This window comes from Micromonospora sp. NBC_00858, assembly GCF_045207365.1.
Lineage (GTDB): Bacteria > Actinomycetota > Actinomycetes > Mycobacteriales > Micromonosporaceae > Micromonospora.
The window spans coordinates 3,726,926-3,748,904 of sequence record NZ_CP108828.1 but is presented as its reverse complement, the minus strand read 5'-3'; the positions used below and the strand labels follow the sequence as shown (position 1 = coordinate 3,748,904).

Here is a 21,979-nt window from a genome sequence, read left to right as displayed (position 1 = left end):
GCCCTGGACTCAGGCGGCCGCGGCGCGCAGCGCCGCCTCGATTCGGCCCTCGCCGACCAGGACCCGGCTCTCCTTGGCCTTGGCTGACGGGATGACGGTGGGCTCGCTGGCCACGACGTCGACGGGGGAACGCAGCTCCCGGAACAGCCGGCGGGAGATCGTCGCGGCCGCCTCGGTGCCCCACGACCAACCGCCGCTGCCCTCCTCCACGGTGACCAGCCGTCCGGTGACGCCGACGGAGCGCTCGACCGGCGCCCAGTCCATCGGGGCGAGCTGAGCGGGCACCAGCAGCTCGACGAAGATCTCTTCCTCGACGGCGAGCCGTTCGACCACTTTCGCGGCGAGCATGGCCTGGTATCCGTAGGCCAGCACGGTCACCGCGCACTCCTCGCGGGGCACCGCGGAGAGGCAGACCGTCGGCAGCATGCCGGGGCTGGCGTCCCGCGTCGCCAGCAGGTCGCCCCACCGACCGTCCTCGGGCACGGTCAGGTGCTGCGGGTAGAGCAGCTTGTGCTCCACGTAGAGGACCGGGCTGTCCTGGCTGAGGAACTCGTCGAAGACCGCCCGGGGATCGTGCAGCAGCGACGCGGCGACCACCCGCAGATGCGGCACGCCGAGGAAGTGCTTCTCCAGGCTCTGGCTGTGCGTCGGACCGTATCCTCGGTGGCCGCCGGAGGGGGCGCGCATGATGACCGGGCAGGCCGCCTGGCCGGCGTACATCGCCTGGTACTTGGCGATGTGGTTGACCACCTGATCGAAGACGAGGGTGAGGAAGTCCCCGAACATGATCTCGGCGATGGGCCGGTAGCCGGCAAGCGCCAGCCCGGCGGAGATCCCGGCAATCGCCCCCTCGCTGATCGGCGTCGTGCGGACCCGGTCCGGGAAGGCGGTGGAGAGCCCCCGGGTCACCTTGAACGCTCCGCCGTACGGGTCGGCGATGTCCTCACCGAGCACGAGCACCCGAGGGTCGGCGGTGAGGCAGGCGCGCAGCGTCTCGTTCAGCTCCTTGGCGAAGATCACCGCAGCGCCCTCGCGGTCGCGACCACCTCGGCCAGCGCGGTCTCCACCTCGCCGTCGACGATCCGCCGTTCGTCGTCGCGCAGGCGACGACCGTGGACCAGCAACGGCTCGACGGCCCACCGGGCGGCGATCTCCTCGGCGGGACGTTCGTCGTCGCTCTTGGAGTGGTGGCACAGCCGGTAGGTGTGGATCAGCAGGACCCGGGGACCGGCTCCGCGGCGGACCGCGTCGACCTCCGCCCCGGCGGCCGCGCGCAACTCCAGCACGTCGGTGCTGTCGACCTCGCGTACCGGGACGCCGAAGGCCTCGAAGCGGCCCGGCATGCTGCCCGCCAGGTTGGCCCCGATCGGCGTGCTCTGCGCCCACCGGTTGTCCTCGCAGACCACGAGGAGCGGCAGCCGCCAGAGCGCGGCGATGTTCAACGTCTCGTAGAGCAACCCCTCGCCCAGGGTGCCGTCGCCGATGAACACGACGCTCACCCGGCGGCTGCCGTCGAGCTGGCCGGCGAGGGCGATCCCGGCGGCGGCCGGGACGATGCCGCCCTGGACGCCGTTGGACTTGAAGCCGGGCGCGCAGATGTGCTGGCTACCGCCGATGCCCCGACACATCCCGGCCTCCTTGCCCATGATCTCGGCGAGCAGCCCGAGCGCATCCCCGGTGCGGGCGAGGTAGTGACCGTGGCACCGGTGGTTGCTGAACACGTGGTCCTCCTCGACCAGGTGCTCCATCACCGCCACCGCGTCGGCCTCCTGACCGATGCACGCGTGTGTCGTGCCATTTAGGACGCCCTCTTCAAAGAGCGAGAGCAGGGTTTCCTCGAAGCGGCGGATAAAGCGCATGCGCCGGTAGAGCCGACGCTCGTCGGATTCGCCGGGTAATCCGGTGAGCCGTTCGTCGACAGGACCAGGAACGTACGGAGAGGCGATGCCATCAGCACCAGCCGCCGGCCGGAGATCAGGTTCGGCCAGATTCACGCCGCGCCATGTGGTTGCCGTCGACACTGTCCGCCTTCCTTTTCCGCACGGCACGCTCCGTGCCATGGGCGCAATGACCCGGGCCTGCCGCGGCCACGTTACCGGGCTTCGTCCATTCGACAGGAGAAACCTTTATCCATCCCGTGTCGACGGGGATCTCGGGAATCCGACTGAATGGACAACTGCCCGTGGCCGTGCGGCGGCTTCGCCGCGCCGCCGTCGCTGGCACACTAGCCCAGTCGGTACGGCCTGGGGCGTGACGAGAACCGTTCTGCCGGATACCCGTCACGGTCCTTCCGCCGCCCGCCTCGCTTGGTAGCTTGCCTGCCGGGTCGGCCGGTACGACCGCCAGCCGCACCGATCGTCACCCGCACCGACCGGTTGCCGACCGAGGCTCCGGGCCGTCCGGTCACCGTCGGGTCCGCCCGGTCGCTGATCGACCCCTGCCCGCCGCGATCGCGGCAGATGGAGTAGCGCCAGATGATTCCACTCGTCGACCTGCGGGCCGCCCACGTCGAAGTGGCCGAGGAGGTCAGCACCGGCTTCAAGCGCGTCATCGAGAACACGGCGTTCGTCGGTGGCGAGGAGGTCGCGGCCTTCGAGCGGGAGTTCGCTACGTTCTCGGGCGTCCAGCATTGCGTCGGGGTTGCCAACGGCACGGACGCGGTCGAGCTGGCCCTGCGGGCGACCGGCGTGCGGGCCGGGGACGAGGTGGTGCTGCCGGCGAACACGTTCGTCGCGACCGCCGAGGCCGTGGCCCGGATCGGGGCCCGCGTCGTGCTCGTCGACATCGACCCGGCGACCTACCTCGTCGACGTCGACGCCGCCCTGGCCGCCGTCGGCCCGGCCACCCGGGCGGTGGTCCCCGTCCACCTCTACGGGCAGCTCGCCCCGGTCGAGCGGCTCCGCGCCGGACTCGCCGGCCGCGGCGTAGCGATCGTGGAGGACGCCGCGCAGTGCCAGGGTGCCACCCGCACCGGCGCCGGAGCCGGCACCGGCGGCGTCGCGGCCACCAGCTTCTACCCGGGCAAGAATCTGGGGGCGTACGGTGATGCGGGGGCGGTGCTGACGGACGACGCCGGCCTGGCCACGGTGGTACGCACCCTGGGCAGTCACGGCGGCCTGGCGAAGTACGTCCACGAGTTGATCGGGGTCAACAGCCGGCTCGACGCGCTGCAGGCGGTGGTGCTGCGGGCCAAGCTGACCCGCCTGGCCGCGTGGAACGACGCCCGCCGGGCCGCGGCTGCTCGCTACGACGAACTGCTCGCGCCCCTTGACGTGACGCGTCCCGTCGTTTTCGCTGGGAACGAGCACGTGTGGCACCTCTACGTGGTGCGGATCCCCGGGGGCGCCGGGCGCCGCGACGAGGTCCTGCGGCGGCTGAACGAGGCCGGCGTGGGCGCGGGCATCCACTACCCCTGTCCGGTCCACCTGACGCCGGCGTTCGCGGACCTGCCGTACGGTCCGGGCAGCTTCCCGCATGCCGAGCGGGCGGCCACCGAGATCCTGTCCCTGCCGCTGTTCCCGCAGATCACCGCCGACCAGCAGGCAACCGTCGCGCGCGCGCTCGCGGCCGCGCTGCGGTCAGTGGCCTGACGCGACCCCGCCATGTACGTATCGGTCCGGGACCGCCCAGGCGCCGATCCGGCCGGCGAGCGCGGCAGCAGGCTGCCCCGGGTCGGCGCCACCGTGGTGCTGCTCGGCGTCGTCAGCCTGCTCACCGACGTCTCGTCGGAGATGGTCGCTGCGGTGCTGCCGGTCTATCTCACCGCCGAGCTCGGGCTCGGTGTGCTGGCGTACGGCCTGGTCGACGGGCTCTACCAGGGCGCCAGCGCGCTGGTCAGAATCCTCGGCGGGTATCTCGGCGACCGGTCCGACCGGCCGAAGTGGGTCGCCACCGCCGGCTACGCCCTCTCGGCGGCGAGCCGGCTGGCCATGCTGCCCGCGCACGGGCTCGGCGCGGTCACCGCGGTGGTGACCGCGGACCGGCTGGGCAAGGGGCTGCGTACGGCGCCACGGGACGCACTCATCGCGGATGCGTCGGATCCGCGCACGCTGGGCCGCTCGTTCGGCGTCCACCGGACCCTGGACACCATCGGAGCGGCCGCCGGCCCATTGGTGGCGTTCTCGCTGCTGTGGTTCCTGCCAGGGGGCTACTCGGCGGTATTCGTCGCGTCGTTCGCGTTCGCCGTGCTGGGCGTCGCCGTCATGGTCCTCTTCGTGCCGGACCGGCGCCGCCGACCGACGGCGGCCCTGCCGGTACGGCGGGTGCTCCGGGAACTGACCGGTCCCCGCCTCCGGCGTCCGCTGATCGCCGCCGGCGTGCTGGGCCTGTTCACGATCGGCGACGGGTTCGTCTACCTGTCCCTGCAGGATCGCGACCAGTTCGCGGCGAGCTATTTCCCGCTGCTGTTCGTCGGCACGAACGTCGCCTATCTCGCCTTGGCGATCCCGCTGGGCCGCCTCGCCGACCGGGTCGGGCGCTCGCGCGTCTTCGTCGGGGGCCACTTGGCGCTGCTCGTCGCGTACCTGGTCGCCGCCGCGCCGCTGGGCGGCCTGGGGGTGACGGCTACGGCCCTGGTCCTGCTGGGTACGTTCTACGCCGCGACCGACGGCGTGCTCGCCGCGCTGGTCAGCCGCAGAGTGACCAGCGACGCGCGGGGGAGCGGTATCGCCGCCGCCCAGACCGTCGTCGTGATCGCACGGTTCGCCGGCGCGCTCGCCTTCGGCAGTCTGTGGCAGCTGTTGGGCCGCCAGGCGGCTCTCTGTCTGTTGGCCGGCCTGTTGATGACGGGAGTGGTGATGGCCGCTTGGCTGCTGTCGGGGCAGCACCGCCCCGATCCCGTGGCGGTGCCCGGCGTCGACGCGGCGGCGGAGGACCAGCGATGAGCGGGCGGGTACGGGTCTGGACCCTGGCCGTCATCGTCCTGGTCACCCTGCTCGGCACGGTGGGCTACATCTACTCCGTCCGTCGGGAGCAGACCCAGGTCGTGGCGACGGCGCCGCAGATGCCCACCGGTCCGGACCTCACGGCGGTGACCGCCGACGCCCATGTCGCTTTCCGCAGCACTGTGGCCGGTAGCGACTACGGCCGGGTGGCGGTGGTCCCGCTCATCGACCCGGCCGGGCCCCGAACGTTCACCCCGGCCGCCTGCGACCGCGTCTACGCCCGGCGCGGCGAGGCGGTGTGCCTGTACGCCAAGCCCGGCCTGGTCACCACGTACCGCGCCCAGGTTCTCGGTCCCGACTGGAGGGTCACCCGCGAGCTGCCGCTCTCCGGCGTGCCGAGCCGCACCCGGCTGTCGCGTGACGGGTCGCTCGTGGCGACGACCACCTTCGTCGCGGGGCACAGCTACTCCACCCCCGGCGAGTTCTCCACCGAGACTCTCGTGACCAGGGTTGCCGACGGGCATTCCACCAACATCGAGCACTTCCAGCTGATCGTCGACGGCAGGCGGGTGACGACCGCGGACCGCAATCTCTGGGGGGTCACGTTCGCCGACGGGGACACCTTCTACGCGACGGCGGCGTCGGGCGGCCGGACCTGGCTGGTCCGGGGCAGCCTTCGCGAACAGCGACTCGTCGCGCTTCGAAAGGACGCGGAGTGCCCCTCGCTCTCGCCGGACGGCACCCGGATCGCGGTCAAGACGCGGGCCGGCCAGGCGCCGGGGCACTGGCGGATCGCGGTGTACGACCTCGCCACCGCCAGGTCGACCATCCTGTCCGAGCAGCGCAGCGTGGACGACCAGATCGAGTGGCTCGACGACCGCCGGGTGATCTACGGCCTGCCGCGCAGCGGGGAGGGACCGTCGACGAGCGACCTCTGGGTCGTGCGCGCGGACGGCGGTGGGATTGCCGAGTTGTTCATCCGCGATGCCTGGTCGCCGGCGGTCGTGCGGTAGTCGCCTCCTCCGCCCCGACCGCGGCGGGGACCTTCCCGGTCGCCGGCTCCGGCGCTCGTCGGGGGACCTCCGTCGTGGTGTCACGACGGCGTGGCGACCAGGCCTTCAGCGCCATCGCCGGCCGCTCGACCAGGTGCCAGGATCCAACGGCGAGCGCGACCGTGGCGACGGTGCAGATCGCGACGTAGGGAACCAGGCCGAGCCGCGGCACGCCCACCAGGGCCAGGAGTTGCTGGACCGGGAAGGCGTAGATGTAGCAGCCGTAGGAGTAGTCGTGCCGGCGGCCGACCCGGCGGGTCCAGCGCGGCAGGCGGACCGCCAGCCACAGGACGAGGTAGGCGAAGGCGGGGTAGCCCAGCACCGCGAACGCGCCGAACTGGGTGGTGGCGAGCACGACCGCGGCGGCGGCGACGGCGAGGCCGTCGTGCAGGACGAGCCGCTCCCGGTAGAGTTGGCACACGGCGCCCAGGAGGAAGACGTAGGTCAGGTAGACGAGGGAGTAGCTGTCCAGCCCGCTGACCCCGAAGACCGGGCCGTGCACGCCCTGCGGCCCCGGGATCTCCGGTGCCCGGAGCAGGTCGTGCAGCAGGACGCCGGCCCCGGCCAGCGCGAGGATCGTCACGAGCCACCGGGCCCGGCGCAGCACACCGACGGCCGCCAACCCGGCGACCAGGAGGTAGCAGAGCACCTCGTAGATGAGGCTCCAGAGCGAGCCGTCGAAGACCGACGTGCCGGTGCGCTGCCCGTACGGGGTGTCCAGCAGCAGGCCGGAGATGCCGTACTGCCCGATCGCGATGAACGCGTTGCTGACGACGTACTGGAACGGTCCGTCGGAGGCGGCGAAGAGGCCGTGGAGCGTGCCGCGCTCCCACAGGGACACGATCGGGGCGAAGACGAAGGCCGTCACCACGAGGCACACCCACAGGCCCGGAAGGATCCGGAGGCCACGGTGCCAGAGGTATCGAAGCACCGGAACCCGGGTGCCGCTGCGGGTGATGAGAAAGCCGGAGATGACGAAGAAGCCCAGGATTCCGATCTCGCCGAGCGCCGTCTGGCCGTTCGTGAGGCCGGCGCCCGGGTCGTCCGCGCCGAAGCCGAGCGGCAGCGAATGGGACACGAGCACGGCGAAGGCGAACATCAGCCGGAGAAAGCCGAAGCTGTTGTCCGCCGACGCACAGGCAGCGGCGAGGGTCCGCCTCGCCCGGGTTCCGGCCACCACGGCGAAAGTCAACCACGGCGGGGGAGCAGGGTAGCTGTTTTTCTTGGTCGGGAAGTCGACACCGACAGGCCGGAAATCTGTTACCCCATATGGCCTTTGCCGTATTGGGACTGCTTTCCTTGCGTGTTGGCGGAGATTACGCTGGCCGCCATGTCTGCCCAAGGTGAGATCGCAACGCCGCCCACGGTGCTGCCGAGATGAAGTCGTTCCTCGCCGTCTCGTACGCCCCGGGCAGGCTGACCGCGACCGAGGAGGCGTCCCGGGCCGAGGCTCTCACCCGCCTCGGTGCCGACGCGCGGATGCTGTCCACCGAGGACGGCTGGCTCGCCTTCCAGGGCGCGGACCCGGGCGATCGGGTCGACGACAGCGGCACCGCCTTCACGCTGCGCCTGGGCCGGGCGGTTCGTACCCGGACCGCCGATGTCGCCACCGCCGAGTTGGCCGAGCAGTTGGGCCGGGGCACGAAGGCGGACGGCGCCGTGCTCGCCGCGCTGGTGCCGCCGTTCGCCGCGGCGCACCGCTCCGGGCCGGGCGAGCCGATCGTGGCGGCCACGGACTGGCTCGGCTTCCGGCAGCTCTTCTGGTGGCAGGGCGATGGTGTGGCCGCGGTGTCGACGAGTGCGCTCGCGCTCGGCGCGCTGGCCGGGGCGGGGCTGGACCACGGGGCGCTCGGCCTGCAGGGCCTGGTGGGCTGGCAAGTGGGGCTCGGCACGGTCTTCGCGCAGGTCGAAAAGGTGCCCGCCGGATGCTTGGCGGTGCTGGACGCGGGCCGGGTGGAGACGCACCGCTACGTGGAGCAGTCGCTCGCCCTGGACGGCCCGGCACCGTCCCTGCCCGAGGTCGCCGACGAGATGGCCGGGATGCTGCGGGAGTTCCTCGGGGCCTACCTCGCTGACCATCCCAGCACCGTGCTCCAGTTGACCGGTGGCCAGGACACCCGCGTCCTGCTCGCGGCGCTGTCCCCGGAGACCCGCCGAGGGCTGCGCGCGCTCACCCTGGACGTGCGGGGCGGCTCGGACGCCACGCTGGCCCAGAAGCTGAGCGCGCTGGGTGGGCTGGATCTGCATGTCCACTGGCTGGACGAGCAGCCACCGGTCACGCCGGCTGCGGCGCACTCCGCGGCGCTACAAGCGGCGGCGGCGCTGGACTGCATGGCCAGCCCGCTGGCCCTGGCCCCGTTGCTCCTCGCCGAGGGCCACCTCGAGCAGGGGCATCGCCTCTCCGGCCTCGGCGGGGAAGCCTGCCGCGGGTTCTACTACTTCGGCCAGCCCCGCGACGCGACCACCTCGCCCCACCTGATCGGCCAGTTGGCGAACTGGCGCCTCTACGCGAACGAGGCCGTCGACGCCCGCGCACTCGAACCGGGCTTCGTGGCCGCCGCCCGCACCGACGCGCTCGAACGGATCACGGCATCCTTCGACGGCGCTCCGCCGCAATGGCTGCAGGCCACCGACTACTTCTATCTCTACCAGCGCATGCAGCGATGGGCGGGAGCGCATGGCTCGGTCGCGGCCGTCAACCGCTTCTTCATCAACCCGATGTTCGATCGCCGCTTCATCCAGCTGGCGCACTCCGTGTCGCCAGACCAGAAGGGGAGCGGCCTGCTGACCGGGCAGCTCATCCACCGGCTCGATGCCGAACTGGCCGCGGTGCCGCTGGATTCCGGGCTGGTTCCCGCCCGGTTGGGGCAACGCGGCATCCGTGACCGCGCGGCGGCGGCCCGGGTCACCGCGCGGAAGCTGTCCGGCAAGGTACGGCAGCGGCTGCGCCATTCCGGCCGGGCGCAGCTGGGCGCGGCCGAGGTGGCGGCGCTCGTGGTCGAGCACTGGCGCAGCGAGCCGGACGTCCTCGCACCGCTGCGGACCACCGGCATCGTCCGGGACGCATGGCTGGACGAGTTGCTGGCGGGGCGGCGGGAGTGCGCCCCTGCCACGGTGGCCTTCCTGACCAACCTCCTGGTCGCCACCGCGCCGCAGCCCGTCACCTGAGGTCACCTGCCCGCCGACGTGCGGTGCACCATGACCCGACAGCGGAGCCCGCTCCTCCCGACACCGGGAGGAGCCCCTCGCTCACGCCGTCCGCGCAGGTCACCCATGGTTCAACGTCGATACCGGTGACTTAGCGGCATTTCGATCGTTGTGTTGGTGTACCCCGTGCAGGGGTCAGGCGAGCATCCTCCCGGATCGCCCGGCGAACGCGGTGCTGAGCCCAACGCCTTCGCCGCCCCCGTGAACCGTGCGGCGGGCGCCCCGCGCGCGTCCGCCGCTGGCCAGGGCAGACGGCGCGAGGAGTCTCACCTGGGGCTGTGGCTGGATCGCGTCGGACGCACCAGCCGTCGACGTCCGCGACACCGCATCTTCCGTACCGGCGTTCGCCCGCCCCGGGTCGAGTGACACCACTTGTGGAGAAGGGAACCACATGGTCAGGAATTCGCGAGCGGTCATCGTGCTAGCCGTTGCCGGCGCGGTGGCGATCTCTGGGACGGCGCTGGCTGGTCGCTACGCGACCAGCCCGGGCGGCGCGGAGCCCGCGGCGGCACCCTCCGGAACGTACTCGCTGTGGAGCAGCTCAGCAGTACCGGGCACGGTTACCGACCCGGACAGACAGGCCGTGGAACTGGGGGTGAAATTCACCGCGACCCAGGACGGCAGCGTCCTCGGCGTCCGGTTCTACAAGTCGAGGAGGAACACCGGCGTGCACACGGGCAGCCTCTGGGCGATCAACGGCACCAGGCTCGCCACCGTGCGGTTCACCAACGAGAGCCCGTCCGGATGGCAGTACGCCGCCTTCTCGGCCTCGGTGGCCGTCAAGGCCAATGCGCTGTACGTGGTGTCGTACCACACCAACGTGGGGCAGTACTCGGCCGACGACCGTTACTTCGCCGCAGATCGCAGCCGGGGCCCGTTGCGCGCGCCGGCCGACGGGTCGCAGGGCGCCAACGGCGTGTACCGGTACGGCGCGGGCGGGTTCCCGAACCGGGGTTACCGGGCGACCAACTACTGGGTCGACGTCGTCTTCAATCCCGGCGCTCCCGCCACGTCCAGTCCCACCCCTCGACCCACGACGGCATCCCCCCGCCCCACCTCGCCGAGTCCCACCCCGACCGCGGCGCCGACGCCCAGCTCCACCCCACCCGCGGCGCCGACGCCCAGCTCCACCCCGCCCGTACCGACTCCGACCGTCACCGGCAACCCCGACAGCACCGGTGGCGGCAGGTACCCCCAGCGCTTCTCGGTGGGCGCACCCGGGGTCGGCCGGTACCGCCAGTCCGATGCCCGGCTGCCGGTGCCGGCCGGTTACCAGGAGGTGTTCCCGCACGACACCGGGAGCAAGGAGTGGGACCTGTACGAGTGCAACGGCACCGTGAATCTCGACCACAAGTACTTCCATGCCTTCATCTACATCGGCACGAACTGTCACGGCACCGTCAACATCACGAACTCCATCATCGCGCCGCCACCGGGTTCCGCCAATCGGGCCATCCTGGTCAACGCGAATTCCTCGGGCAGCCTTCGTCTCAACATCAGCAACACGACCATCCGGCCCGAACCGGTGGGCCTGGGCATGAAGAGTGCACCGTTGACCGATCACGCGATCAACGACTGCAACACCTGCACGATCCAGCTCAGCCGCGTCGACGTGGCGAACACCGGCGGCATGTGCCTCTGCGGGGCGAATACCACCATCGAGTACAGCTGGCTCCACGACAACTACATCGCCCACCTGGCCGACCCCTCCCAGGCCCACACCGGGGGCGTCTTCCCCTACGGCGGCACCGGTCCGCTGGAGATCAGCCACAGCCGGCTCGAGCCGGGCGTCAACGCCTACACCGGCGCGGAGATCCCCAACTACTGGCAGGCCATCACCGCAGTGCTGTTCACCCAGAGTTCGGGCGGCTCCCGGCTGCGCAACTACCAGGTCCACGACAGTTTCATCTCGCTCGGCGCCTTCGGGCTGTACGCCCAGGAGGGTGAGGGGCTGCGACTGCGCGACAACGTATTCGGGCCGACGCACTGGGGTTACACGAGCCGGTGCGGGTCCGGATGCTACGTCACCTTCGCCGACTGGACGAACAACGTCGTGGGCACGATCGACGGCGCCCCGACGGCGCAGCTGGTCCCCAGACCCGCATAGGTGGTGACCACCCGGGGCAGGCGTGGTGGTACCCGCCCGCCTGCCCCGGTTTCGGTCGCCCCGTGACGGCCCGACCTAGCGGGCGGCCAGCTTGCGGAGTACGGCGACGATGTGGTCCTGGTCGTCCTCGGTCAGCGCGTGGTGCAGCGGCAGGATGAGCGAGTCGCGGGTCAGCCGCTCGGTCACCGGCAGCGGCGCGGGCGACACGTCGGCGTAGGCCGGCTCCAGGTGGGCGGCCATGATGCCGCGTCGGGCCGACACTCCGGCGGCGGCCAGCTCGGCGAGCACCTCGTCGCGGCCGGTCCCGTACTCCGGGTCGATCAGCAGCCAGAACGACTGGAAGTTGGTCTCGCCGTACTCGGGGTCGCGGACCGGGGCCAGACCCTCGAGGTCCGCCAGCAGCTCGTGGTAGCGGGCCGCCAGCGCGCGCCGGTGAGCCACCAGATCCGCGAGGCGGCCGAGCTGCACGAGACCGATCGCCGCCTGGATGTCGGTCATTCGGTAATTGAAGGCGGTCTCCAGGTAGGCCTCGATGACCGGCTGGGAGCTGGCGTGGCGGTCGGCCGCGGAGACGTTCATGCCGTGTTCCCGCAACCGGCGCAGCCGGGCCGCCCACTCCGGATCGTCCACGGTGACCATGCCACCCTCGCCCGTCGTCAGCAACTTGCGGGGATGGAACGACCAGGCCGAGATGGTCGCGCCGGCGCCGACCGGCCGTCCGTACGCCGTCGACCCGGCGGCGCAGGCCGCGTCCTCGATCAGCGGCAGCCCCCAGCGGCCGGCGGCGTTCCGCAGCGCGGCGACGTCGAACGGCACGCCGCCCTGGTGCACCGCGATCACCGCCCGGGTCCGGGCGGTCCGCACCGCGTCGATCGTCGCCACAGTCAGGTTGCCGGTGCGGACGTCGACGTCGGCGAAGACCGGGGTGGCGCCGACGTAGCGCACCGCGTTGGCGGTGGCGATGAACGAGAACGATGGCACGATCACCTCGTCGCCCGGGCCGATCTCCAGCACCACCAGCGCCAGATGAAGTGCGGTCGTGCACGAGCTGACGGCCACGCCGTGGCCGGCGCCCACCAGGGCGGCGAACTCCTGCTCGAACCGGGCCACCCGGGGCCCCTGGGCCACCCAGCCCGACCGTACGGCGTCGGCGGCGGCCTGCGCCTCCTCCTCACCGAGGCGGGGGATCATCACCGGGATCCGGGTGCTGCTCACTTCTCGGCCCGCCACCAGTCGACCAGCCCCTGAAGCCCCTCGTGCAGGCCGATCTCGGCGCGGAAGCTCAGCTTCTCCGCGGCGGCGGTGGTGTCGGCCAGTCGGCGGGTGACGCCGTTGACCGCGCGGGCCGGACCGTGCTCGGGTGCGAGGTCGGACTTCATCACGTCGCTGAGCGCCTGGGCCAGCTCCTTGAGGCTGGTCTCGGTGCCGCTGGCGATGTTGAACACCTCGTCGGTGACGTCCGCCCGGGCGGCCAGGATGTTGGCCCGGGCGATGTCGGCGACGTGCACGAAGTCCATCGTCTGCAGGCCGTCACCGAGGATCAGCGGGGGCACACCCGAATCGATCCGCTCCATCCACCGGATCAGGACCTCGGTGTAGAGGCCGTGGATGTCCATCCGGGGGCCGTAGACGTTGAAGTAGCGCAGCGCGACGTAGTCCAGGCCGTACATGCTGTGATAGCTGCGCAGCATGCCCTCGTTGAACGCCTTGGCGGCGCCGTAGAACGTGTCGTTGTGGTACGGGTGGTGCCGCTCGGTGGTCGGGAACTCGTCGGCGAGCCCGTACACGGAGGCCGACGAGGACAGGATGACCTTGCGGACCCGGGCGGCGGCGGCCGCCTCCAGCACGTTGAACGTGCCGTCGACCAGCACCTCGTTGGCCAGCCGCGGCTCCTCGGCGCACTGGGTGATGCGGATGGCGGCGAGGTGGAAGACCAGGTCCTTGCCGCGGGTCAGTTCGTGCACCAGCCCGACGTCGCGGATGTCTCCCTCGACCAGGCGGACACCGGCGTGCGGCAGTGCCCGGGCGAGGTTCTCCCGGCAGCCCCGGACGAAGTTGTCCAGGACGACGACCTCGGCCGCGCCGCCGGCGACCAGCTGGTCGACGACGTGGGAACCGATCGTGCCCGCTCCACCGGTGACCAGGGCCCGTGCCCCGGCGGTCTCCACCGCGCTCATGCCGTTGCTCCGCTTCGCTCCGCGCCGGACTGAGCAATTGCCCTACCGGTTTCGACGATTTGCCCGTGCACGTCTGTCCATTCGTTGAGATTGACCACTGATCCGCCACTGGCGAGGCTGCGCGAGGCGGCCTCCAGGATGGCCATCACCCGCAGGCCGGACCGGCCGTCGGTCAGGGCGGGCGTGCCGGTGCGGATCGACCGGGCGAACTCCTCGACCATGGTCCGCAGCGCCTCCCGCTCCGTCAGGGCCGGCGCCACCATGTCGCCCGAGCGGTACGAGACCAGCATGTCCCGGCGCTGCTCGTCGCCGAGCTCCTCCGCCGACGCCACGTCGACCCCGCGGTCGAAGATCGAGAGTCGCTGGCTCGGGTTGAGGTCGTCCCAGACCAAGGTCCGCTTCGACCCGCCGATGATCGCGGTCCGGATCTTCACCGGGGAGAGCCAATTGACGTGGATGTGCGCGATCGCGCCGGTGTTGAGGTGCAGCGTCAGGTAGGCGACGCAGGCCCGCCCCGCCCCGATCCGGTCCGCGCCGTGCGCGGCCACCGAGACCGGCGCCACCCCGGACGGGAGGATGAAGTCGAGAATCGACAGGTCGTGCGGCGCCAGGTCCCACATCACGTCGATGTCGCGCTGGACCAGCCCGAGGTTGATTCGTACCGAGTCGAGGTACTGCAGCTCGCCCAGTTCCCCGCCGTGCAGCAGCTCGCGGATGCGCAGCACGGCGGGCGTGTAGCAGTAGGTGTGGTCGCACATCAGCGACAGTCCCCGGCCCTCCGCCTCCGCCACCAGCGCGCGCCCCTGTTCGACGTCGGCCGCCAGCGGCTTCTCCACGAGCACGTGCTTGCCGGCCCGTAGCGCCGCCATCGCCACCTCGAGGTGGGTGCCGGCCGGGGTGGCGATGGCCACCGCGTGTACGTCGTCGTCGGCCAGCACCGTGGCCAGGTCGTCGGTCGCCTGGACCGTCGAGTAGTCACCGAGCGCGCGTCGGGCCCGGGTCATATCGAGGTCGCAGAGCCAGCGCAACCGGAATGCGTCAGAGGTCTGGAAGTTACGCACAAGATTCGGCCCCCAGTAACCGGCACCGATGACGGCAACGCCGATTGGTTCGACGGCAGCGGGCGATGAGTTCACTGATACCCGTTTCGCTAGTCAGGACAGGAAAATCCGCTGAGGGGGGGAGTTAGTGGCGACGTCCATTCGGCAAGCTACCGAGGTCGTCCTCGCCAGCGCCAGCACCGACCGGGAATTCCGGCGGTGCCGCCGGGGTCATTCGGTCCGTTTGGTCTGCCCGCGCACTTCGAATGGCCCGTTCTGCGGCCACTGGGTCGGCTTTCTGACATTGCCCTTGTTGCCGAATGTCTACTGTTTCCACCGCACAGAAGATCACCGGACCGCGGAGGGAACGAGAGATGACGGACGCCCACCGGGCACCGCACGACGGTGCGCAGATCGCCGCGACGGCCGATGTGGACGAACGTGCCACCATCCGTCCCGGCACGCGCGTCTGGCACCTGGCTCAGGTCCGCGAGCATGCCTCGGTCGGCCGGAACTGTGTCATCGGCCGCAGCGCGTACGTCGGGCCGGGCGTCCGCCTGGGCGACAACGTCAAGCTGCAGAACCACGCCCTGGTGTACGAGCCAGCGGAACTGGCCGACGGGGTCTTCATCGGGCCGGCCGCGGTGCTCACGAACGACGAGTACCCGCGCTCGGTCACCCCGGAGGGGCGGCTGAAGAGCGGCGACGACTGGACAGCGGTCGGCGTGGTGGTCGGCGAGGGCGCGGCGATCGGAGCGCGGGCCGTCTGCGTGGCGCCGGTCTCGATCGGCCGGTGGGCCCTGATCGCGGCCGGCGCGGTGGTCACCCGGGATGTTCCCGACTTCGCGCTCATGGTCGGAGTTCCCGCCCGCCGGGCGGGCTGGGTGGGCCGGGCGGGCGAGCCGCTCGTGGCGAAGGACGACGGCCGGTGGATCTGTCCGCGCACCGGAGCCGAGTACCGCGAGTGCGAGGGGCGGCTGACCGAACTGCCGTCGGCCTGACGGCCGCGCCGGGGTCGACGTCCCCGGTCGAACGCGTCCCGCCGACCGGCCCGAGCCGGCGGGGGGCTACCCTCGCCGGGGTGAACTGGTTGGATCTCGTCGGCTGGGCCGGCTCCGCGGTGCTGGTCTGGTCGCTGCTGCAGTCGCGCATCCTCCGCCTGCGCGCGCTCAACCTCGTCGGCTGTCTCGTGCTGATCGGCTACAACGGCGCACTCGAGGTCTGGCCCATGGTCGGGCTCAACATCGTCCTCGCGGTGATCAACATCTGGTATCTGCGCGGGATGCTCGCCACCCGGCACGACGAACAGACCTACCAGGTCGTCGAGGTCGGCGTCGGCGACCAGTTCCTGGCGCACACGCTGCGGGTGCACGCACCGGACATCGCCCGCTTCAACCCCGACTTCCACTGGGACCCGGACGCCGCCGGCCACTCCGCGTTTCTGGTGGTCAGGGCAGATGAGGTGGTCGGGGTGGTGCTGTCGCACGCCGAGACGCCCGGGGTCGCCCAGATCGACCTGGACTACGTGACCCCGAAGTTCCGCGACTTCACCCCCGGCGAGTTCGTCTACCGGCGCAGCCGCCTCTTCACCGAACGGGGCTTCCACCGGGTGGTCAGCCCGCCCGGGATGGTCGCCCCCTACTACCACCGGCTCGGCTTCCGCCCGGAGGGCGACTCGTACGTCCTCGACCTGCCCGCGTCACCGGCGGCCGAATCGGCATAGCGTCGCCAGGGGAGGATTCGGCTGGCGCCGCACGGGGCACAGACACGCGTACGCCGGGCGGGGCTGCCGACCGGCTGGCACCGCGCGGAGCGGCCGGTGCCACCACGACGAGGGAGCGAGCCAGGCGTGCAGAGCTACGGGAGCCAACTGGCCCTGGTCGGAATTCTGGTCGTCATCAACGCGCTCTTCGCCGGCAGTGAGATGGCCCTGGTGTCGCTGCGGGACAGCCAGATCCAGCGGTTGGAGCGCACCAGCCGGGCCGGGCGGGTGCTGGCCCACCTCGCCAAGGACCCGAACCGTTTCCTGGCGACCATTCAGATCGGCATCACCCTGGCCGGCTTCCTGGCCTCCGCCGCCGCGGCGGTCTCACTGGCCAAGCCCCTGGTGCCGCTGCTCGGGATGTTCGGGAGCGCCGCCGAGACGGTGGCGATCGTGGTGGTCACCCTCGCGTTGACCTTCGTCACGCTGGTCTTCGGTGAGCTGGCCCCCAAGCGGATCGCCATGCAGTCGGCCGAGCGGTGGGCGCTGCTGGTGGCCCGGCCGCTCGATGTGCTCGCCACCTTCACCCGACCGGCCGTCTGGGCGCTCGGCGCCACCAGCGACCTGGTGGTCCGCCTGGTCGGGCTCAACCCCAAGCACCAGCCGGAGGAGATCGGCCCGCACGAGCTGCGCGACATCGTCGCCGGCAACCACGGCTTCACCAAGGAGCAGCGCACCATCATCGCCGGCGCCGTGGAGATCGCCGACCGGCGGTTGCGGGCGGTCCTCGTACCCCGGTTGCGGGTCTTCACGCTCGACAGCGGAACCACCGCGGAGGCCGCGCGGCTGGTGCTGGCCGCCACCGGGCACTCCCGCGCGCCGGTGGTGCGCCACGGCGGCCTGGACGACACGCTCGGGGTGATCCACCTGCGCGACCTGGTGGGGGTGCCCGACGACCGGCCGGTCGACGAGATCGCCCGCCCTCCGATGTTGCTGCCCGACTCGCTGCCGGTGGTGGACGCGCTGCGCCAGTTCAAGGCCGAGCGCCAGCACATCGCGCTGGTGGTCGACGAGCGCGGTGCCGTCGACGGCATCGTCACGCTGGAGGACATCCTGGAGGAGATCGTCGGGGAGATCTACGACGAGACCGACCGGGACGGGTACTCGGTGCGCCGCGACCCGGACGGCGCGCTGGTGCTGCCCGGCACCTTCCCGGTGCACGACCTGACGGACATCGGCGTCGAGCTGCCGTCGCGGCCGGCCGGCGACTACACCACCGTCGCCGGGCTGGTGCTGGCCCGCCTCGGGCACATCCCCACCGTCGCGGGGGAGGACGTCACCCTGGACGGGTGGGTGCTGATGGTGACCGGCATCGACCACCGGGCGATCACCGAGGTACGGCTGAGCCGGGTCCCCGATGAGACCGACGCCGATCGGGACGCCGAGCCGGTGCTGGACGAGGCCCGCGGCTGACCCGAGGGTTCCGCCGCCGGGTGTGCCTGCTCAGGCGGGGGAGAGGTTCTGCAACCGGACCTGACCGCGGGCGATCAGCCGCTGGTCGGCATCGGTGATCTCCACCTGCCAGAGCTGCTGGCTGCGGCCCCGGTGCACCGGGGTGCCGACCGCGGTCAGCTCGCCGGCCCGGACGGCCCGCAGGAAGTCGGTCTGGTTCGACACCCCGACGACCGTGCCCCGGTCGGCCAGCCAGAGCGAGCCGCCCACGCTGGCGGCGGTCTCCACCACCGAGCAGTACACCCCGCCGTGCTGGATGCCGAACGGCTGGTGCAGCTCCGGCCGGACCCGCCAGCTGATGACCACCCGGTCGGCGGTCGCCTCCTCGAACTTCAGGCCGAGCAGGGCGACAAAGCCACCTGTCAGGTCCGGCATCTCCACGGTAAAGCCTCCTCGATCAACTGGCCGCCAGCCTAACTGGGGCGGCTTGCGCCAAACCCGGTACGGGTCGATGCCGGCGATGGGGGAGAATCGGTGACCGTGACCGACAGCAGCCTCCCGCCCCCCGGGCGGGCCTCCCTGACCGACGACCTGCTCTGGCGTGGCCTGATCCAGGACTCGACCGGCCTCGACGAGCTGCGCGAGCTGCTCGACGGCGGAGCGGCCACCACCTATTACGTGGGCTTCGACCCCACCGCGCAGAGCCTGCACGTCGGCTCGCTCATGCAGGTCATCACGGCCCGTCGGCTGCAACTCGCGGGTCACCGCCCGTTGCTGCTGGTGGGCGGGGCGACCGGCCAGATCGGTGACCCGAAGGAGAGCGCCGAGCGGACGCTCAACCCGCCCGAGGTGATCGCCGGCTGGGTCGAGCGGATCCGCGACCAGCTCGCGCCCTTCGTGTCGTACACGGGCGAGAACGCGGCGCAGCTGGTGAACAACCTGGACTGGACCGGCGAGATGTCGGTGGTCGAGTTCCTCCGCGACGTGGGCAAGCACTTCCCGGTGAACAAGATGCTCGCTCGGGAGGTGGTGCGTGCCCGGCTGGAGATCGGCATCAGCTTCACCGAGTTCAGCTACCAGCTGTTGCAGGCCAACGACTTCTTCGAGTTGCACTGCCGGCATGGCTGCCAGCTTCAGTTCGGCGGCTCCGACCAGTGGGGCAACATCACCGCCGGCGTCGACTACGTGCGCCGGCGTGGCGCCGGGCCGGTGCAGGCGTTCACCACGCCGCTGGTCACGAAGTCCGACGGTACGAAGTTCGGCAAGACCGAGGGCGGCTCCGTCTGGCTCGACCCGTCGATGACCAGCCCGTACGCCTTCTACCAGTTCTGGCTCAATGTCGAGGACGGGGAGGTCGACCGCTACCTGCGGTACTTCAGCTTCCGGTCGCGCGACGAGTTGGAGGAGTTGGCGAAGGCGACCGCCGAACGGCCGGCGGCCCGGCTGGCGCAGCGCGCGCTCGCCGAGGAGCTCACCACCCTGGTGCACGGGCCTGAGGAGGCCCGGCAGGCGATTGCCGCCAGCCAGGCACTGTTCGGCCGGGGCTCGCTGGACGATCTGGCCCCGGAGACGCTGCGCGCGGCGCTGACCGAGGCCGGCCTGGTGCGACTCGCGGGCGAGCTGCCGGACGTGGCGGGCCTGCTGCGGGACTCCGGGCTGGTGCCCAGTCTCAAGGAGGCCCGTCGGGTGATCGCCGAGGGTGGCGCCTACGTCAACAACAATCGGGTGACCGAGGTGGACGCCGTGGTGTCACCGGCCGACCTGCTGCACGGGCGGTACCTGGTGCTGCGCCGCGGCAAGCGCTCGTTTGCGGGCGTTGAGCTGGGCGGATAGTCATCGGTCGACGATGTGACGGGGGACGCGTCCGGCGGATTTGACGATCACTCCGCCGGACGCGTAACTTTCTCTCTGCCAGCGCGGAACGGACGAAACAGGCGAAAGCCTGAAACGGCCGGAGCGCGGCAACGGCCTCGGGGTCGGGCGGGTTCGCCCACCGGATCCTGAACCGGGCGGTGCCCCAGATTCGCCGCGAGGCGGATTTGGTGAGGCGGAACCGACCGGGTAAGGTTGGCAAGCGGCAGGGAAACGGGCGAGTTCGCGGGAAACCGCAACGGCCGGCCTGCCGACCCCGTGACGAGAGCGGCGCAAGCCGATCGAGACATGGTGCCCGCAATACGGAGTGAAGCACGACGGACCGCGAAACGGCGGTTTGACACGGCGGAAACCGGCGGGTAACGTAGTAAGAGTGCCTAGCGCGACTGAGCGCTGGGGATGCGGTAAAAATGCCCCGAGAGGGTGCTCCACTGAGTGGGGCTTCTGGTCGGTGTGTGGTTGTTCTTTGAGAACTCAACAGGGTGCTTGAAAAGCCAGTGCCAATTATGATTTATACCCCGGACTGGTCGGGCTTTATGTCTGGCTGGTTGGGATTCCTTTGGCAACATTGTTTGTTGTCAGGATGCTGTTCGACAAGTTTTTGTTGGAGAGTTTGATCCTGGCTCAGGACGAACGCTGGCGGCGTGCTTAACACATGCAAGTCGAGCGGAAAGGCCCTTCGGGGTACTCGAGCGGCGAACGGGTGAGTAACACGTGAGCAACCTGCCCCAGGCTTTGGGATAACCCTCGGAAACGGGGGCTAATACCGAATATGACTTGGCCTCGCATGAGGTTGGGTGGAAAGTTTTTCGGCTTGGGATGGGCTCGCGGCCTATCAGCTTGTTGGTGGGGTAATGGCCTACCAAGGCGACGACGGGTAGCCGGCCTGAGAGGGCGACCGGCCACACTGGGACTGAGACACGGCCCAGACTCCTACGGGAGGCAGCAGTGGGGAATATTGCACAATGGGCGGAAGCCTGATGCAGCGACGCCGCGTGAGGGATGACGGCCTTCGGGTTGTAAACCTCTTTCAGCAGGGACGAAGCGAGAGTGACGGTACCTGCAGAAGAAGCACCGGCCAACTACGTGCCAGCAGCCGCGGTAAGACGTAGGGTGCGAGCGTTGTCCGGATTTATTGGGCGTAAAGAGCTCGTAGGCGGCTTGTCGCGTCGACCGTGAAAACTTGGGGCTCAACCCCAAGCCTGCGGTCGATACGGGCAGGCTAGAGTTCGGTAGGGGAGACTGGAATTCCTGGTGTAGCGGTGAAATGCGCAGATATCAGGAGGAACACCGGTGGCGAAGGCGGGTCTCTGGGCCGATACTGACGCTGAGGAGCGAAAGCGTGGGGAGCGAACAGGATTAGATACCCTGGTAGTCCACGCTGTAAACGTTGGGCGCTAGGTGTGGGGGGCCTCTCCGGTTCCCTGTGCCGCAGCTAACGCATTAAGCGCCCCGCCTGGGGAGTACGGCCGCAAGGCTAAAACTCAAAGGAATTGACGGGGGCCCGCACAAGCGGCGGAGCATGCGGATTAATTCGATGCAACGCGAAGAACCTTACCTGGGTTTGACATGGCCGCAAAACTCGCAGAGATGTGAGGTCCTTCGGGGGCGGTCACAGGTGGTGCATGGCTGTCGTCAGCTCGTGTCGTGAGATGTTGGGTTAAGTCCCGCAACGAGCGCAACCCTCGTTCGATGTTGCCAGCGCGTTATGGCGGGGACTCATCGAAGACTGCCGGGGTCAACTCGGAGGAAGGTGGGGATGACGTCAAGTCATCATGCCCCTTATGTCCAGGGCTTCACGCATGCTACAATGGCCGGTACAATGGGCTGCGATACCGTGAGGTGGAGCGAATCCCAAAAAGCCGGTCTCAGTTCGGATCGGGGTCTGCAACTCGACCCCGTGAAGTCGGAGTCGCTAGTAATCGCAGATCAGCAACGCTGCGGTGAATACGTTCCCGGGCCTTGTACACACCGCCCGTCACGTCACGAAAGTCGGCAACACCCGAAGCCGGTGGCCCAACCCCTTGTGGGAGGGAGCTGTCGAAGGTGGGGCTGGCGATTGGGACGAAGTCGTAACAAGGTAGCCGTACCGGAAGGTGCGGCTGGATCACCTCCTTTCTAAGGAGCACCTTCACCTGAAAGGGTGCAAGGAGCCCGCGGCCCGCGTATGTCGGGTCGGGGTGCTCAGATGGCGGAGACACTGGCGAGTTTTCCTCTGGCAACGGCCGGAACAACCTAGTACAGCCACCTTTTCGGGGGTGGTGGGAACGGATTGTGCTGGTGCGGCTGGAGAAGAATGCAGAGCACCCTGTTGGGTCCTGAAAGAACAACCATTGGTTGTTTCTTTCGGAGCCTTGTGTGGAGCGTGAGCGCTTCATGGGCTGCCAGGCATGGCCTGGTCTCACATACCGATCACTGTGGTGGTGCTGGTGTGGGGCTAATGGGTTGTGGGTTGGTCGTTTGTTGAGAATTGCACAGTGGACGCGA

General features: G+C 70.1%; 16 protein-coding genes and 1 rRNA gene. 10 read left to right on the top strand and 7 right to left on the bottom strand.

Features of this window, described 5'->3' with window-relative positions:
• Window positions 1-9: 9 nt before the first annotated feature.
• The gene (locus OG990_RS17445; RefSeq protein ID WP_386991605.1) at window positions 10-1,020 is read right to left on the bottom strand and encodes an alpha-ketoacid dehydrogenase subunit beta; all 1,011 of its coding nucleotides are present in this window, start codon (window positions 1,018-1,020) and stop codon (window positions 10-12) included.
• Window positions 1,017-1,859 carry a thiamine pyrophosphate-dependent dehydrogenase E1 component subunit alpha gene (locus OG990_RS17440; RefSeq protein ID WP_406081513.1) on the bottom strand — a complete coding sequence of 281 codons (843 nt, stop codon included), beginning with the start codon at window positions 1,857-1,859 and terminating at the stop codon, window positions 1,017-1,019. Before OG990_RS17440 ends, OG990_RS17445 begins: the two co-directional genes overlap by 4 nt.
• Before the next feature lie 615 nt (window positions 1,860-2,474).
• On the opposite strand from OG990_RS17440, the gene OG990_RS17435 reads away from it, so the two are divergent.
• From OG990_RS17435 to OG990_RS17425, 3 genes are read left to right on the top strand one after another with little or no spacing between them, the layout of a single operon-like run.
• A complete protein-coding gene (locus tag OG990_RS17435; RefSeq protein ID WP_386991601.1) occupies window positions 2,475-3,590 on the top strand; it encodes a DegT/DnrJ/EryC1/StrS family aminotransferase in 1,116 nt (371 codons plus the stop codon).
• 12 nt (window positions 3,591-3,602) lie between these two features.
• Entirely contained in the window at window positions 3,603-4,883 is a 1,281-nt protein-coding gene (locus OG990_RS17430; RefSeq protein ID WP_406081511.1) for an MFS transporter, read from the top strand.
• A complete protein-coding gene (locus OG990_RS17425) occupies window positions 4,880-5,896 on the top strand; it encodes a hypothetical protein (protein WP_406081510.1) in 1,017 nt (338 codons plus the stop codon). The genes OG990_RS17430 and OG990_RS17425 overlap by 4 nt, the downstream gene beginning before the upstream one ends.
• Here OG990_RS17425 and OG990_RS17420 read toward each other — a convergent pair.
• The gene (locus OG990_RS17420) at window positions 5,859-7,115 is read right to left on the bottom strand and encodes an acyltransferase family protein (protein ID WP_386991595.1); all 1,257 of its coding nucleotides are present in this window, start codon (window positions 7,113-7,115) and stop codon (window positions 5,859-5,861) included. The genes OG990_RS17425 and OG990_RS17420 overlap by 38 nt on opposite strands.
• 197 nt (window positions 7,116-7,312) lie before the next feature.
• Here OG990_RS17420 and OG990_RS17415 point away from each other — a divergent pair, with 197 nt between their 5' ends.
• Window positions 7,313-9,103: a hypothetical protein gene (locus OG990_RS17415; protein ID WP_386991593.1), complete on the top strand. Its 1,791-nt coding sequence runs from the start codon at window positions 7,313-7,315 to the stop codon at window positions 9,101-9,103.
• Window positions 9,104-9,533: 430 nt separating this feature from the next.
• The gene (locus tag OG990_RS17410) at window positions 9,534-11,249 is read left to right on the top strand and encodes a DUF4082 domain-containing protein (RefSeq protein WP_386991591.1); all 1,716 of its coding nucleotides are present in this window, start codon (window positions 9,534-9,536) and stop codon (window positions 11,247-11,249) included.
• A 75-nt stretch (window positions 11,250-11,324) separates the two neighbouring features.
• Here the strand turns inward: OG990_RS17410 and OG990_RS17405 are convergent, their stop codons facing one another.
• The 3 genes from OG990_RS17405 to OG990_RS17395 are packed head-to-tail and all read right to left on the bottom strand — an operon-like array spanning window position 11,325 to window position 14,562.
• A complete protein-coding gene (locus OG990_RS17405; protein ID WP_386991589.1) occupies window positions 11,325-12,464 on the bottom strand; it encodes a DegT/DnrJ/EryC1/StrS family aminotransferase in 1,140 nt (379 codons plus the stop codon).
• Window positions 12,461-13,426 carry an NAD-dependent epimerase/dehydratase family protein gene (locus OG990_RS17400; protein WP_386991587.1) on the bottom strand — a complete coding sequence of 322 codons (966 nt, stop codon included), beginning with the start codon at window positions 13,424-13,426 and terminating at the stop codon, window positions 12,461-12,463. Before OG990_RS17400 ends, OG990_RS17405 begins: the two co-directional genes overlap by 4 nt.
• A complete protein-coding gene (locus OG990_RS17395; RefSeq protein WP_355614714.1) occupies window positions 13,423-14,562 on the bottom strand; it encodes a Gfo/Idh/MocA family oxidoreductase in 1,140 nt (379 codons plus the stop codon). Before OG990_RS17395 ends, OG990_RS17400 begins: the two co-directional genes overlap by 4 nt.
• 278 nt (window positions 14,563-14,840) lie before the next feature.
• Here OG990_RS17395 and OG990_RS17390 point away from each other — a divergent pair, with 278 nt between their 5' ends.
• The 3 genes from OG990_RS17390 (at window position 14,841) to OG990_RS17380 (ending at window position 17,641) form a co-directional block, all read left to right on the top strand.
• Window positions 14,841-15,467, top strand: coding sequence for an acyltransferase (locus OG990_RS17390; protein WP_355614711.1), 627 nt, complete (start codon window positions 14,841-14,843; stop codon window positions 15,465-15,467).
• Between the two features lie 80 nt (window positions 15,468-15,547).
• Window positions 15,548-16,189, top strand: a complete 642-nt coding sequence (locus OG990_RS17385; RefSeq protein ID WP_328414218.1) for a hypothetical protein — start codon at window positions 15,548-15,550, stop codon at window positions 16,187-16,189.
• A gap of 126 nt (window positions 16,190-16,315) precedes the next feature.
• Window positions 16,316-17,641 (top strand): hemolysin family protein, encoded by a 1,326-nt coding sequence (locus OG990_RS17380; protein WP_406081507.1) that lies wholly within the window; start codon window positions 16,316-16,318, stop codon window positions 17,639-17,641.
• A gap of 30 nt (window positions 17,642-17,671) precedes the next feature.
• Here the strand turns inward: OG990_RS17380 and OG990_RS17375 are convergent, their stop codons facing one another.
• Entirely contained in the window at window positions 17,672-18,055 is a 384-nt protein-coding gene (locus OG990_RS17375) for a PaaI family thioesterase (RefSeq protein ID WP_406081796.1), read from the bottom strand.
• 105 nt (window positions 18,056-18,160) lie between these two features.
• On the opposite strand from OG990_RS17375, the gene tyrS reads away from it, so the two are divergent.
• Window positions 18,161-19,453 (top strand): tyrosine--tRNA ligase, encoded by a 1,293-nt coding sequence (tyrS, locus tag OG990_RS17370; RefSeq protein WP_406081795.1) that lies wholly within the window; start codon window positions 18,161-18,163, stop codon window positions 19,451-19,453.
• A 640-nt stretch (window positions 19,454-20,093) separates the two neighbouring features.
• A 16S ribosomal RNA gene (locus tag OG990_RS17365) occupies window positions 20,094-21,610 on the top strand.
• Window positions 21,611-21,979: the final 369 nt, after the last annotated feature.

Coding starts and splice junctions, on each gene's coding strand:
- OG990_RS17435 (WP_386991601.1), top strand. CDS start 2,475: ATGATTCCACTCGTCGACCTGCGGGCCGCCCACGTCGAAGTGGCCGAG.
- OG990_RS17410 (WP_386991591.1), top strand. CDS start 9,534: ATGGTCAGGAATTCGCGAGCGGTCATCGTGCTAGCCGTTGCCGGCGCG.
- OG990_RS17390 (WP_355614711.1), top strand. CDS start 14,841: ATGACGGACGCCCACCGGGCACCGCACGACGGTGCGCAGATCGCCGCG.
- OG990_RS17425 (WP_406081510.1), top strand. CDS start 4,880: ATGAGCGGGCGGGTACGGGTCTGGACCCTGGCCGTCATCGTCCTGGTC.
- OG990_RS17400 (WP_386991587.1), bottom strand. CDS start 13,426: ATGAGCGCGGTGGAGACCGCCGGGGCACGGGCCCTGGTCACCGGTGGA.
- OG990_RS17415 (WP_386991593.1), top strand. CDS start 7,313: ATGAAGTCGTTCCTCGCCGTCTCGTACGCCCCGGGCAGGCTGACCGCG.
- OG990_RS17440 (WP_406081513.1), bottom strand. CDS start 1,859: ATGCGCTTTATCCGCCGCTTCGAGGAAACCCTGCTCTCGCTCTTTGAA.
- OG990_RS17375 (WP_406081796.1), bottom strand. CDS start 18,055: ATGCCGGACCTGACAGGTGGCTTTGTCGCCCTGCTCGGCCTGAAGTTC.
- OG990_RS17430 (WP_406081511.1), top strand. CDS start 3,603: ATGTACGTATCGGTCCGGGACCGCCCAGGCGCCGATCCGGCCGGCGAG.